This window comes from uncultured Arenimonas sp. (assembly GCF_963976025.1).
In the GTDB taxonomy this organism is placed as follows: domain Bacteria; phylum Pseudomonadota; class Gammaproteobacteria; order Xanthomonadales; family Xanthomonadaceae; genus Arenimonas.
In genome coordinates this window covers 1-11,887 of the sequence record NZ_CAXBJS010000080.1, presented here as the reverse complement: position 1 = coordinate 11,887, position 11,887 = coordinate 1, and the positions used below count along the sequence as shown (strand labels likewise).

Here is an 11,887-nt window from a genome sequence, read left to right as displayed (position 1 = left end):
GACGTCGGCCAGATCCGCGAAGGCCTGCCGGTGTCCTTCACCGTTGACGCCTACCCGGACCGCCAGTTCAGCGGCGAAGTCCGGCAGGTGCGGCTGGCGGCGACCGCGACCTCGAACGTCATCACCTACCCGGTGGTGGTGCAGGTGCAGAACGCCGACCTGAGCCTGCTGCCGGGCATGACCGCCAGCGCCGAAATCGTGGTGGACGGCCGCGAAGGCGTGCTGAAGGTGCCCAATGCCGCGCTGCGCTACACGCCGCCGGACGCGCCGCCGGCGCGGGCAGGCGGGGAAGGCCGCACGCGCGGCGCGCCGGGCGCGGCTCCGGGCGCCACCGGCCGTCCGGGTGCCGGCCGCGGCGGTGCGCGCCGGACCGTGTGGGTCCTGGAGGGCAAGGCGCCCACCGCGGTCACGGTCGAGGTCGGTGTTTCCGACGGCACCATGACCGAGGTCACCGGCGTGCAGGAAGGCCAGCAGGTGGTGATCGGCCAGGAGCGCCCGACCGAATGACGGCGCGCGCCCCGGTCATCGAGACACGCGGACTGACCAAGGTCTATTCGCCCGGCACGCCCGCCGAAGTGGTGGCGCTGCGCGGCGTCGACCTGCGCGTGGAACACGGCGAGTTCCTGGCGATCATGGGCGCCTCGGGTTCGGGCAAGTCGACCATGATGAACCTGATCGGCTGCCTGGATACCCCGACCGCGGGCACTTACCTATGCGACGGCATCGACGTCGCCAGCCTCGACGCCACCGGGCGCGCGCGCCTGCGGCTGGAAAAGATCGGCTTCGTATTCCAGGGTTTCAACCTGCTCTCGCGGCAGACCGCGCTGGAAAACGTGATGATGCCGCTGGTCTATGCCGGCGTGCCGGTGGCCGAACGCGAACCGCGCGGGCGGGCGGCGCTGGACCAGGTCGGCCTGGCCGACCGCGCCGGCCACAAGCCCAACGAACTCTCCGGCGGCCAGGAACAGCGCGTGGCCATCGCCCGCGCCCTGGTCACCGACCCGACCCTGCTGGTCTGCGACGAACCCACGGGCGACCTGGACCGCAAGACCGCCGACGAAATCCTGGGCCTGCTGCAGGTCCTGAACCGCGAGCACGGCAAGACCATCATCATGGTCACCCACGACCCCAAGGCCGCCGATTTCGCCACCCACACGGTGCACCTGGACAAGGGCCTGCTTGCGGAAGCAGACCTGGCCCACTGAGGACAGCGCCATGACCAAGACCGGATTCGTTCTAGCGAACCTGTTCCACAAGAAGACCCGCACCTCGCTCACGCTGCTGTCGGTGGTGATGGCCTTCGTGCTGTTCGGGTTGCTGCAGTCGCTCAACCTGGTGTTCAGCGCCGGCGCCGACTTCGTCGGGGCCACGCGCCTGGTCACCCAGTCGCGGGTGTCCTTCACCCAGTCGCTGCCCATGCGCATGGTGCCCGAGATGGACGCCATTCCCGGCGTGCAGCGGGTGATGTACCAGCAGTGGTTCGGCGCGGTGTACCAGGACAACCCGCAGATCTTCGCCTTCGCGGTCGATCCCGAGCGCCTGCACGAGGTCTACCCGGAATGGGTGATGCCCGAAGAACACTGGAACGCTTTCCGCGACACCCGCACCGGCATGATCGCCGGCAAGCTGCTGGCCGACCAGTACGGCTGGAAGGTCGGCGACCGCATCCCGATGAAGTCGAACATCTTCCCGCAGAAGAACAACTCGAAGGACTGGGAGTTCGAGCTGGTCGGCATCTTCGACGGCAAGGACGAGGAGTGGCGGCGCCAGACGTCCGGCAGCATCTACATCAACCACGCCTACTTCTCCGAAGCGGCGCTGTTCGGCGGCGGCATGGCCGGCATCTTCGTGCTGCGGCTCGAGGATCCGGAGATGGCCGAATCGATCGCCACGCTGGTCGACGAGCGTTACCTGAACTCCTCGGACGAAACCAAGACCCAGACCGAAAAGGATTTCCAGGTCGGCTTCATCAAGCAGCTCGGCGACATCGGCATGATCGTGCGCTGGATCCTGTTCGCGGTGTTCTTCACCCTGCTGCTGGTGGTGGGCAACACCATGGCCCAGAGCGTGCGCGAACGCGTGCCGCAGTTCGCGGTGCTCAAGACCCTGGGTTTTTCCGACAACAGCGTGCTGGCCTTCGTGCTGGCCGAAACGCTGGCGCTGTGCGCCATCGGTGGCCTGGTCGGGCTGGGCCTGGCGACGGCGCTGGGCGCGGTGGTCGCGCAGGCGGCCGGGCCGATGCTGCCGATCGCCGTGGACGGGCGCGTGTGGATGGCCGGCATCGTCGCCATCGTCGTGCTGTCGCTGGTGGTGGGACTGTTGCCGGCGCTGCGTGCGCGCCGCCTGAAGATCGTTGATGCCCTGGCCGGGCGCTGAGGAGCCACACCATGCTTAGCCAGATCATCGCCATCACCGGCCTGAACCTGCGTTCGATCCCGCAGCGCTGGGGCCCTTCCCTGGTCATCATCATCGGACTGGCCGGCGTCGTGGCCGTGTTCACCGCCCTGCTGGCGATGGCCCAGGGCTTCCAGGCCACGCTCAAGGACGCCGGGCGCACCGACAACGCCATCGTGCTGCGCGGTGGTTCCGGCGCCGAGCTCAACTCCGGCTTCGGCGGCGACAGCGCCGACCTGATCAAGCTCGGCCCCGGCATCCGCAAGGGCAAGGACGGACGGCCGCTGGCGGCCGGCGAGATCATCGTCATCACCGAGCTTTTCAAGAAGGGCGAGCAGGTCAACGGTTCGAACGTCACGATGCGCGGCGTCGAGCCGGCCTCGTTCGAACTGCGCCCGCAGCTTGAGATCACCCAGGGCCGCATGTTCGAACCCGGGCTGCGCGAGATCATCGTCGGCGCCGGCGTCGCGCGGCAGTTCGCCGGCGTCGAGCTGGGCGAGGTGCTGCGCATGCGCGGCTCGGACTGGACCGTGGTCGGCATCTTCGAGTCCGGCGACGCCAACGACAGTGAAATGTGGGCGGACCTGGGCACGGCGCAGTCGGCCTTCAACCGCGGCAACAGCGTCAGCGGCGTGCGCGTGGGCCTGGAGTCCCCGGAGTCGCTGGCGGTGCTCGAACAGGCGCTTACCGCCGACAAGCGCCTGACCGTGGAAGTGCTGCAGGAACAGGCCTATTACAGCGCCCAGACCGGCCAGTTCCGCGCCATGGTCAGCGTGCTGGCCGGCGTGGTGACCCTGATCATGGCCCTGGGCGCCATCTTCGCCGCGCTCAACACCATGTACGCGGCGGTGGCCACGCGCAGCCGCGAAATCGCCACCCTGCGCGCGATCGGCTTCGGTGGTTTCCCGGTGCTGGTGTCGGTGATGATCGAGGCCGTGGTGCTGTCCTTCCTGGGCGGACTGGCCGGCGCTTTCATCGCCTGGGCGCTGTTCGACAACCTGTCGGTGTCCACGCTGGGCCAGAGCTTCACCCAGGTGGTGTTCGCCTTCCAGGTCAGCCTGGGCCTGGTGATGGCCGGCCTGGTGATCGCAGTGGTGATCGGCTTCATCGGTGGCCTGCTGCCGGCGGTGCGGGCGGCCCGCCTGCCGGTGACCACGGCACTGCGCACGCAGTAGTCACCACACCGTTGCAGCCACGAACCGGCGCTTGGGCGGATAATCGCCGCCCAAGCCCGGAGGCCCCGTGACCCCCAACCCCACCGTTCCCGCCATCGACCGCAAGGGTCTTTCGGCCGCCATCGCTTCCTACGTGCTGTGGGGCGTGTTCCCGCTGTACTGGATCATGCTCAAGCATGTTCCGTCGATGCAGATCATGGCCCACCGCATCATCTGGTGCGCGGTGTTCGTGGTCGGTTACCTGGTGCTGCGCGAAGGCCGCCGCTGGCTGACCGACGCCCTGGCCCGCCCCGGCGTCGGCCGGCTGCTGGTGCTCTCGAGCCTGCTGATCAGCTTCAACTGGGGCGTATACATCTGGGCGGTGACCCACGGCCGCGTGGTCGAGGCCAGCCTGGGTTATTTCATCAACCCGCTGGTGAACGTGCTGATCGGCGTGCTGGTGCTGCGCGAACGGCTCAACCCGTCGCAATGGACGGCGGTTTCGATCGCGGCGGTGGGCGTGCTCTGGCTCGCCTTCCAGCACGGCGATCCTCCGTGGGTGGCTTTGACCCTGGCCTTCAGCTTCGCTTTCTACGGGCTGATCCGGAAGATCGCCCACGTCGATGCCATCCCCGGCCTGGCGATCGAAAGCCTGATCCTGCTGCTGCCGGCGCTGGCCTGGCTTGGCTGGGCGCAGTGGCAGGGCATTGCCGCATTCCTCGACGGTGATGTCCGCAGCGACGTGCTGCTGGTGGTCGGCGGCGCGCTGACCGCCCTGCCCCTGATCGGCTTCGCCTACGGCGCGCGGCGCATTCCCTATTCGCTGGTCGGCATCCTGCAGTACATCGCGCCGACCCTGCAGCTGCTGGCAGGCGTGCTGATCCTGGGCGAAGCCTTCAGCGCCACGCAGGCGGTGGGTTTTGCCTGCATCTGGCTGGCCCTGGCGATCTACGCCGCCGACGGCTGGCGCCGCGCGCGCCGCCAGCCGATCAAGGCCGCGCAGGAACACTGCGCCGAAGAGGTGCCCGCCGCCGACGGCGCCGCGCCGCCGAAGTAGGTTTGCGCCGCCCGTCGCCCCGGCGGCACACTGCCGGCATGACCACGCCCTCCCTCGAGCCGGCCGATGCCGCCGCCGCGCTTTACCGGCAGCAGGTGCTCGACCACGGGCGGCAGCCGCGGCAGGCCGGCCGGCTGGAAGGCCGGGCGCGCCGCGCGCTGGCCAGCAACACCCTCTGCGGTGACCGCGTCGCGATCAGCCTGCGGTTCGATTCGCAGGGGCGCATCAGCGAACTGCGCCATGACTCGCAGGCCTGCCTGCTCTGCCTGGCCTCGGCCTCGCTGATGGCCCGGCACGTGGCCGGGCTTGACGCCGCCGGCGTCGCGCGGCGCCACGAAACACTGCGCGCAAGCATCCAGGACGCATCCGCCACCGGAGTCGACGGCGACCTGGCCGCGCTGGCCGGCGTCGCGCCCTACCCTTCGCGCCACCGCTGCGTGCTGCTGCCCTGGGAAGCACTGCGCGACGCGCTTGAAGCCCCCGAAACGGAGCCGTCACCGTGATCGCCGGCGGCCTGCTGGCCGTACTGGAAGCCGCGCGCACATTTCGCGAACAGGGCCAGCCCTTCGCACTCGCGCTGGTCACCGACACCGAAGGTTCGACCTACCGCAAGGCCGGCGCCCTGGCCCTGGTGGCCGCCGACGGGCAACGCACCGGCACGCTTTCCGGCGGCTGCCTGGAGCCCGCGCTCGAGGCCCTGGCCGCGCGCGTCATCGCCAGCGGCGCGCCGGAAGCGGCGGTGTTCGACACCCGCGACGACGACGACCTGCTGTTCGGCTCGGGCTCGGGCTGCCGCGGCCGCATGCGGGTGCTGGCCTGGCCGGTTCCCGGCGCCGGGAACATCCTGCTTGACCGCTTGGAGCTCGCACATGCGGCGCGGCAGACGCTGGCGGTCCGGGTCGGCGTGGACGCCGCGAACCTGGGCGCACTTGCGTTCAATGGGGCGCATGCCGATCCGGGCGCGCTGCCCGTGCAGATAACACCGGTACCCCGGCTGCTGCTGCTCGGCGCCGGACCCGAAGCGCCGCCCCTGCTGCACCTGGCGCGGGTGATGGGCTGGCTGGCGGAGGTTGCCGACCACCGCACGGCCCTGCTGCGCGCCGATCGCCTGGCCGGCGCCTGCACCCTGCATGCGCTCCGCCCCGCGCAGGCGCTGGCCGGACTGGTGTCGCCGCCGGACGCAGCGCTGGTGATGACCCACGTCGCCAGCGCCGACCTCGAAGCCCTGCACGCCCTGGCAAACCTCGACGTGCCCTATGTCGGCCTGCTCGGCCCTCCGGCGCGACGGGACGAACTGCTCGCGCAGCTTCCGGCCGGTGCACAGGCGCAGCTGCAGCCCCGCCTGCATGCGCCCGCCGGCATGCCGCTCGGCGGGCATGGTCCGGAATCCATCGCGCTGGCGATTGCCGCCGACCTGCAGCGTTTTTTCCACGGGTCGCGATGACCGCTCCCCGCCACGCCCTGCTGGTGCTTGCCGCGGGGGCGTCGCGGCGCCTGGGCGAACCCAAGCAGCTGCTGCAGGTGGACGGTGAAAGCCTGGTGCACCGCGCCCTGCGTTTCGGCCTGGCCACCGATCCGGCGCAGGCCATGCTGGTGCTTGGCGCCGGCGCCGACCAAGTGCGCGCCGCGGTCGCCGACCTGCCGGTCACGCCGCTCGTATGCGAAAACTGGCAGGCCGGCCTGGGCGCCTCGCTGGCCATCGGCGTGAAGGCGCTGGGCGAGGACATCGCCGGCGCGCTGGTCGTGCTGTGCGACCAGCCCGCCCTCGACGGCGCACACCTGCAGGCCCTGGTCGCGGCCTGGCGCAAGGATCCCGCGCAGGCGGCCGCCAGTGCCTACGCCGGCGTGCTGGGCGTGCCGGCGCTGCTGCCACGCGCCTGGTTCGAAGAACTCGCCAGTGGCCGCGATGACCGCGGCGCACGCGAATTGCTGCGCCGGCATGCGCCGCAGGTGTCCGCCGTGCCTGCGCCTGGCCTGGCCCACGATCTGGACACGCCGGCGCAGCGTGAAGACTGGCGGGCCCGGTCTTCACTTGGACCGAAGGACCCGTCGGGGTAGGCTCGGACTTCAAACCCAGCCGCCGCGAGGGCCGCCATGAAGCTCACCGTCAACGGCGTCGAACACGACGTCGACGCCACGCCGGAAATGCCATTGCTCTGGGTCCTGCGAGACTTGGTCGGACTGACCGGCACCAAATACGGCTGCGGCCTTTCGCAGTGCGGCGCCTGCACCGTGCACCTGGACGGCAGCCCGGTGAAGTCCTGCGTGCTTCCCGTTTCGGCGGTCGCCGGAAGGAAGGTCACTACCATCGAAGGCCTTTCCGCAGACGGCAGCCACCCGGTGCAGAAAGCCTGGGCCGAGCTCGACGTCGTGCAGTGCGGCTACTGCCAGTCCGGGCAGATCATGGCCGCCGCCGCGCTGCTGCAGCAGGTGGGCCAGCCCACCGACCAGCAGATCGATGAAGCCATGGGCGGCAACCTCTGCCGCTGCGGCACCTACCCGCGCATCCGCGCCGCCGTCCACAAGGCCGCCGGGCAAAACAACGACGGAGGCCAGGCATGAACGCCGCCAACGATCCCTCCCGCCGCCGCTTCCTCAAGGCCGGCGCCCTGCTCGGTGGTGGCCTGGTGGTCGCCTTCGTGGTGCCGGGCGGCAAACGCCTGGCCTTCGCCCAGGAACCCGCGGCCAAGGCCGCGCTGCCGCCGCCCAACGCCTTCCTGCGCGTGGGCAGCGACGACAGCGTGACCGTGGTGCTGGCGCATTCGGAAATGGGCCAGGGCATCTGGACCACGCTGCCGATGCTGATCGCCGAAGAGCTCGACGCCGACTGGTCGCGCATCCGCGTTGAACACGCGCCGGCGGCGGCGGTTTATGCCAGCCCGGTGTTCGGCATGCAGGGCACCGGCGGGTCCACCACCACCTGGTCCGAATTCGACCGCTACCGCCAGGTCGGCGCGGCCGCGCGCGCGATGCTGGTGCAGGCGGCCGCCGCACGCTTCGGCGTTGCCGCCAGCGACTGCCGCACCGAAAACGGCGTGGTGATCTGCGGCGACCAGCGCGCCCGCTACGGCGAACTTGCCGATGCCGCCGGCCAGCTGCCCGTGCCGGAAGCCGTCACGCTCAAGGCGCCCGCCGACTGGCAGGTCATCGGCAAGGACACGCCGCGGCTCGATACGCCGGAAAAAACCACCGGCCGCGCCATGTTCGGCATGGACGTGCAGTTCGAGGGCCTGCTTACCGCGGTCGTGGCCCGCGCGCCGGTGTTCGGTGGCCAGGTGAAGTCCTTCGACCCGGCGCCCGCGCTGGCGGTGAAGGGCGTGCGCAAGGTCGTGCAGGTGCCTTCGGGCGTGGCCGTGGTGGCCGATCATTTCTGGGCGGCCAAACAGGGCCGGGATGCGCTTGAAGTGGAATGGGACCTGGGCCCGAACGCGGCGCTCGACAGCAAGGCGCTGCGCGAGCAGTTCCGTGGCCTGGCGCAAACCGACGGCGCCAGCGCCGCCAACGCCGGTGACGCCCGCGCCCGCGTGGCCGCGGCTTCGCGCAAGGTCGAGGCGGAATATTTCGTGCCCTACCTGGCGCATGCCGCCATGGAGCCACTCAACTGCACGGTGCGCATCGGCCCCGACAGCTGCGAGCTTTGGGTCGGCACCCAGTTCCAGACCGTCGAGCAGAACGCCGCCGCCGCGATCACCGGCCTCAAGCCCGAACAGGTGACGGTGCACACGCCCTTCCTGGGCGGCGCCTTCGGCCGACGCGCCACCGCCACCGCCGACGTGGTGTCGGAGGCCGTGCACGTGGCCAAGGCCGCGGGCGCGCCGGTGAAGACGGTCTGGACCCGCGAGGACGACACCCGCGGGGGTTATTACCGGCCGATGTTCCTCGAGCGCGCCGCGATCGCCCTGGGCGACGACGGCCTGCCGTCGGCCTGGGACCACACCCTGGTCGGCCAGTCGATCATGGCCGGCACGCCCTTCGAGGGCAGCATCAAGAACGGCGTCGACAATGCCTCGGTCGAGGGCGTCAGCGACTCGCCCTACATCAAGGACCTGGCGCACCACCGCGTCGAGCTGCATTCACCGCGCACCGGCATCCCGGTGCTTTGGTGGCGATCGGTGGGCCACAGCCAGAACGCCTTCGTGATGGAAAGCCTGGTCGATGAGCTGGCGCATGCCGCCGGCCGCGATCCGCTTGAATACCGGCGCACGCTGCTGGCAAAACACCCGCGCCACCTGGGCGTGCTCAACCTGGCCGCACAGAAGGCCGGCTGGGGCGAACCGCTGGCGAAGGGCCGCGCGCGCGGCATCGCCGTGCACGAGTCCTTCGGCAGTTACGTGGCCCAGGTCGCCGAAGTGTCGGTCGAATCCGGGCAGGTGCGCGTGCACCGCGTGGTCTGCGCCATCGACTGCGGCATCGCGGTCAATCCGCTGGCGATCCGCGCCCAGATGGACTCGGGCATCGCCTTCGGCCTGGGCGCGGCGCTGCACGGCCAGATCACCTTTGCCGACGGCCGCGTGCAGCAGTCGAACTACCACGACTACCCGTCGCTGCGCCTGCCGGAAATGCCGGTCGTGGAAACCCACATCGTCACCAGCAGCGAACGTGCCGGCGGCGTCGGCGAACCCGGCCTGCCACCCATCGCCCCGGCCGTCGCCAACGCGGTCTTCGCCCTCACCGGCAAACGCCTGCGCGAACTCCCCCTGCGCCTGGACGCCTGAGGCCGGGCCTCAGGCGACACGCGCCTTGGAGAAGGTGATCAGGATGACGCCGGCGAGGATGACGACCATGGCGCCGATGGCGTGCACGCTGAAACGTTCGCCCAGCAGCAGCGCGCCCAGCAGCACCGCGATCGGCGGATTGACGTAGGCATAGCTGGTCGCCAGCGCCGGGCGCACGTGGTGCAGCAGCCAGACGTAGGCACTGAAGCCGATGATCGAACCGAACGCCGCCAGGTAGCCCACTGCCAGGGTCGCGCGAAGCGGCGGCACTTCGCTCATGCGCTCGCCCAGCCCCAGGCCCAGCAGGCCCATCGCGACGCCGCCGCACAGCATCTGCGCGGCCGTGCTCATGAACGGCGCCGGCAGGTCGCGGACGCGGCTCCATACCGAACCCCAGGCCCAGGCGATGGGCGCCAGGATCAGCGCCGCCATGCCCGGCAGGCTGCCGCGCAGCTGGCTGCCCGCGTTGAGCCAGATGACGCCGATGAAGCCGATCGCCAGCCCCAGCCATTCGCCGCGGCTGGGGTGCTGTTTGCGCAGCACGCCGAACAGCGCCGCCCACAGCGGCATCGACGCCACGGCGATCGCGGCCAGGCCCGAGGACACCGACTGTTCGGCGAAGTTAACCATGCCGTTGCCCAGCAGCATCATGAACAGGCCCATGACCGCGGCGTTGCGCCACTGCGCGCGGGTCGGCGCGGCATGTCCGCGCCAGCGCAGGAAGGCGTAGAACACCAGGCTGGCGGCGATGAAACGAATGCTGCCCATCAGGAAGGGCGGATAACCTTCCAGGCCGACGCGGATGGCCAGGTAGGTCGAGCCCCAGACCAGGTAAACCGAGGCAAGCGCCAGCGCGACCGCCAGGGCGGACGGGGGCGCGGCGGGCGGATTTTTCATGCCTGTTTGCGTCTCGCGGAAGGGTGTTGGCGGGTTTCGGCGTCGAGCAGGGCCTGCTTGCGCGGCAGGCCCCAGCGGTAACCGCCCAGGCTGCCGTCGCCGCGGATGATGCGGTGGCAGGGCACCAGCACCGCCACCCGGTTGCTGGCGCAGGCACGCGCCACGGCGCGGGCGGCGCGCGGCATGCCGAGGGAAGCGGCCAGCTCGGCATAACTGCGGGTTTCGCCGGCGGGGATGCGCATCAGCGCTTCCCAGACGCGCTGCTGGAAGGCGGTGCCCACCAGTTCCACCGGCACGCTGCCCTGGGCCTGCGCCAGCGCATCGGCGACGGCGCGCACGCGCGGCGCCAGGAAATCGTCGCGGCCCGCGTCCACGCGCTGCAGCGTGGCGCGCGGGAACTCGGCCTGCAGGTCGGCGGCCAGGGCCTGCGCATCGTCACCCAGCAGCACGGCGCAGACGCCGCGTTCGGTCACCGCCACCAGGGCCTGGCCCAGGGCGGTGTCCACCAGCGACCAGCGGATTTCCAGGCCGTCGCCGCCGCGGCGGTAGGCCTGCGGCGCCATGCCCAGGCGGGCGGCGCCGTTTTCATATACCCGGCTGGGTGACCCGTAACCGGCGTCGTAAAGCGCCCGGGTGACGTCGTGGCCGGCGCGCAGGCCCTGCTTGAGTCCGGCCAGGCGGCGCTGGGCCCGGTACTGCGCGGGGCTGATGCCGAACTGCTGGCGGAAGCGGCGCTGCAGGTAGGTGGCGCTGAGGCCGACGGCCCTGGCCAGTTCGGCCAGGCCCAGGTCGGCGTCGTCGAGCAGGCGCCGGGCCTGGTCGAGGCGGGGGTCGGCGGCGGGGGCGTGTTTGTCCATGCCGGCGAGGTTAGCCGGCGCCCGGGGGGCCGGCTATCCGGTTCTTGCGCCCGGGCTCACTCCGCCCAGATGGTGGGCTGGCGGGTGATCGGCAGCACCTGGGCGGTGAGCTGGCCGTCGGCCGACAGCAGGTCGAGCGCGTCGGCCAGGATCGCGGCCGATTCACGCAGCAGTGGGTCGGGGCCGTTCTTGGCCGCTTCTTCTTCGGCCGCCTGATCGATGACGCTGCGCTCGTTGTAGGCCAGGCCGTCGTCCACCAGGGCGGCGTCCTCGTCCACTTCCTGGCCGGCGGCGATGCGCTCGGCCCGGCGTTGCTTGCGCTCGGCCTCGAGGCGGTCGCGTTCGGCGCGGCGCACGTCTTCGTTGAGCGATACCTGCTTCTTGTCGCGCTCGCTGCGGAAACGGGCGACGTCTTCGGACCACCACTTGAATTCGCGGTCCTTGGCGACGCGCGCCTCGTGGTTGGCCACCAGCTGCGGGGTCAGCATGGCCAGGTTGCCGACGTTGCCGTGCGGAGCCATGGCGATGCGGGTCGCCGGCAGGGCGTTGTCGTAGGTGCTTTCGCCGTATTCGCTGGCGTCGAGGCTGACCGGGAACTGCAGGTCGGGCACCACGCCGGCGTGCTGGGTGGTGCCGCCGTCGACGCGGAAGAACTGCGCCACGGTCAGCTTCACCTGGCCGAATTTGACGTCGTCCTTGCGCGGGAAACGATCGAGGTCGATCAGGCTCTGCACCGTGCCCTTGCCGAAGGTCGGCTCGCCGATGATCAGGCCGCGGCCGTAATCCTGGATGGCGGCGGCGAAGATTTCCGAA

Annotated in this window: 13 protein-coding genes; 10 read left to right on the top strand and 3 right to left on the bottom strand. The window is 70.6% G+C overall.

Annotated features, from left to right (window positions below):
- The 10 genes from AACZ35_RS07965 to AACZ35_RS07920 all read left to right on the top strand — a co-directional run.
- Positions 1 to 507: HlyD family efflux transporter periplasmic adaptor subunit (locus AACZ35_RS07965; protein WP_339828005.1), on the top strand; the 507-nt coding region annotated here is incomplete at its 5' end.
- Positions 504 to 1,205 (top strand): ABC transporter ATP-binding protein, encoded by a 702-nt coding sequence (locus AACZ35_RS07960; RefSeq protein ID WP_339828003.1) that lies wholly within the window; start codon positions 504 to 506, stop codon positions 1,203 to 1,205. The genes AACZ35_RS07965 and AACZ35_RS07960, both read left to right, overlap by 4 nt.
- A 10-nt stretch (positions 1,206 to 1,215) precedes the next feature.
- The gene (locus AACZ35_RS07955; RefSeq protein WP_339828000.1) at positions 1,216 to 2,376 is read left to right on the top strand and encodes an ABC transporter permease; all 1,161 of its coding nucleotides are present in this window, start codon (positions 1,216 to 1,218) and stop codon (positions 2,374 to 2,376) included.
- An 11-nt stretch (positions 2,377 to 2,387) separates the two neighbouring features.
- On the top strand, positions 2,388 to 3,569 hold the full coding sequence (locus tag AACZ35_RS07950) for an ABC transporter permease (protein ID WP_339827998.1): 1,182 nt from the start codon (positions 2,388 to 2,390) through the stop codon (positions 3,567 to 3,569).
- Positions 3,570 to 3,636: 67 nt separating this feature from the next.
- Positions 3,637 to 4,605 (top strand): EamA family transporter RarD, encoded by a 969-nt coding sequence (gene rarD, locus AACZ35_RS07945; protein WP_339827996.1) that lies wholly within the window; start codon positions 3,637 to 3,639, stop codon positions 4,603 to 4,605.
- A 38-nt stretch (positions 4,606 to 4,643) separates the two neighbouring features.
- A complete protein-coding gene (locus AACZ35_RS07940; protein ID WP_339827993.1) occupies positions 4,644 to 5,108 on the top strand; it encodes an iron-sulfur cluster assembly scaffold protein in 465 nt (154 codons plus the stop codon).
- Positions 5,105 to 6,049, top strand: a complete 945-nt coding sequence (locus AACZ35_RS07935; RefSeq protein WP_339827991.1) for an XdhC family protein — start codon at positions 5,105 to 5,107, stop codon at positions 6,047 to 6,049. Before AACZ35_RS07940 ends, AACZ35_RS07935 begins: the two co-directional genes overlap by 4 nt.
- Positions 6,046 to 6,663: a nucleotidyltransferase family protein gene (locus tag AACZ35_RS07930; RefSeq protein ID WP_339827989.1), complete on the top strand. Its 618-nt coding sequence runs from the start codon at positions 6,046 to 6,048 to the stop codon at positions 6,661 to 6,663. Before AACZ35_RS07935 ends, AACZ35_RS07930 begins: the two co-directional genes overlap by 4 nt.
- A 36-nt stretch (positions 6,664 to 6,699) precedes the next feature.
- The gene (locus AACZ35_RS07925) at positions 6,700 to 7,167 is read left to right on the top strand and encodes a (2Fe-2S)-binding protein (RefSeq protein WP_339827987.1); all 468 of its coding nucleotides are present in this window, start codon (positions 6,700 to 6,702) and stop codon (positions 7,165 to 7,167) included.
- A complete protein-coding gene (locus AACZ35_RS07920) occupies positions 7,164 to 9,320 on the top strand; it encodes a xanthine dehydrogenase family protein molybdopterin-binding subunit (RefSeq protein WP_339827985.1) in 2,157 nt (718 codons plus the stop codon). The genes AACZ35_RS07925 and AACZ35_RS07920 overlap by 4 nt, the downstream gene beginning before the upstream one ends.
- Before the next feature lie 9 nt (positions 9,321 to 9,329).
- On the opposite strand, the gene yedA is transcribed toward AACZ35_RS07920, so the two are convergent.
- The 3 genes from yedA to AACZ35_RS07905 all read right to left on the bottom strand — a co-directional run.
- Positions 9,330 to 10,217 carry a drug/metabolite exporter YedA gene (gene yedA / locus AACZ35_RS07915; RefSeq protein ID WP_339827983.1) on the bottom strand — a complete coding sequence of 296 codons (888 nt, stop codon included), beginning with the start codon at positions 10,215 to 10,217 and terminating at the stop codon, positions 9,330 to 9,332.
- Positions 10,214 to 11,074, bottom strand: coding sequence for a methylated-DNA--[protein]-cysteine S-methyltransferase (locus AACZ35_RS07910; protein ID WP_339827980.1), 861 nt, complete (start codon positions 11,072 to 11,074; stop codon positions 10,214 to 10,216). Before AACZ35_RS07910 ends, yedA begins: the two co-directional genes overlap by 4 nt.
- Positions 11,075 to 11,130: 56 nt before the next feature.
- On the bottom strand, positions 11,131 to 11,887 hold a 757-nt coding region (locus AACZ35_RS07905), incomplete at its 5' end, for a carboxy terminal-processing peptidase (protein ID WP_339827977.1).

Coding starts and splice junctions, on each gene's coding strand:
- AACZ35_RS07930 (WP_339827989.1), top strand. CDS start 6,046: ATGACCGCTCCCCGCCACGCCCTGCTGGTGCTTGCCGCGGGGGCGTCG.
- AACZ35_RS07925 (WP_339827987.1), top strand. CDS start 6,700: ATGAAGCTCACCGTCAACGGCGTCGAACACGACGTCGACGCCACGCCG.
- AACZ35_RS07910 (WP_339827980.1), bottom strand. CDS start 11,074: ATGGACAAACACGCCCCCGCCGCCGACCCCCGCCTCGACCAGGCCCGG.
- AACZ35_RS07955 (WP_339828000.1), top strand. CDS start 1,216: ATGACCAAGACCGGATTCGTTCTAGCGAACCTGTTCCACAAGAAGACC.
- AACZ35_RS07950 (WP_339827998.1), top strand. CDS start 2,388: ATGCTTAGCCAGATCATCGCCATCACCGGCCTGAACCTGCGTTCGATC.
- AACZ35_RS07940 (WP_339827993.1), top strand. CDS start 4,644: ATGACCACGCCCTCCCTCGAGCCGGCCGATGCCGCCGCCGCGCTTTAC.
- AACZ35_RS07920 (WP_339827985.1), top strand. CDS start 7,164: ATGAACGCCGCCAACGATCCCTCCCGCCGCCGCTTCCTCAAGGCCGGC.
- AACZ35_RS07960 (WP_339828003.1), top strand. CDS start 504: ATGACGGCGCGCGCCCCGGTCATCGAGACACGCGGACTGACCAAGGTC.
- yedA (WP_339827983.1), bottom strand. CDS start 10,217: ATGAAAAATCCGCCCGCCGCGCCCCCGTCCGCCCTGGCGGTCGCGCTG.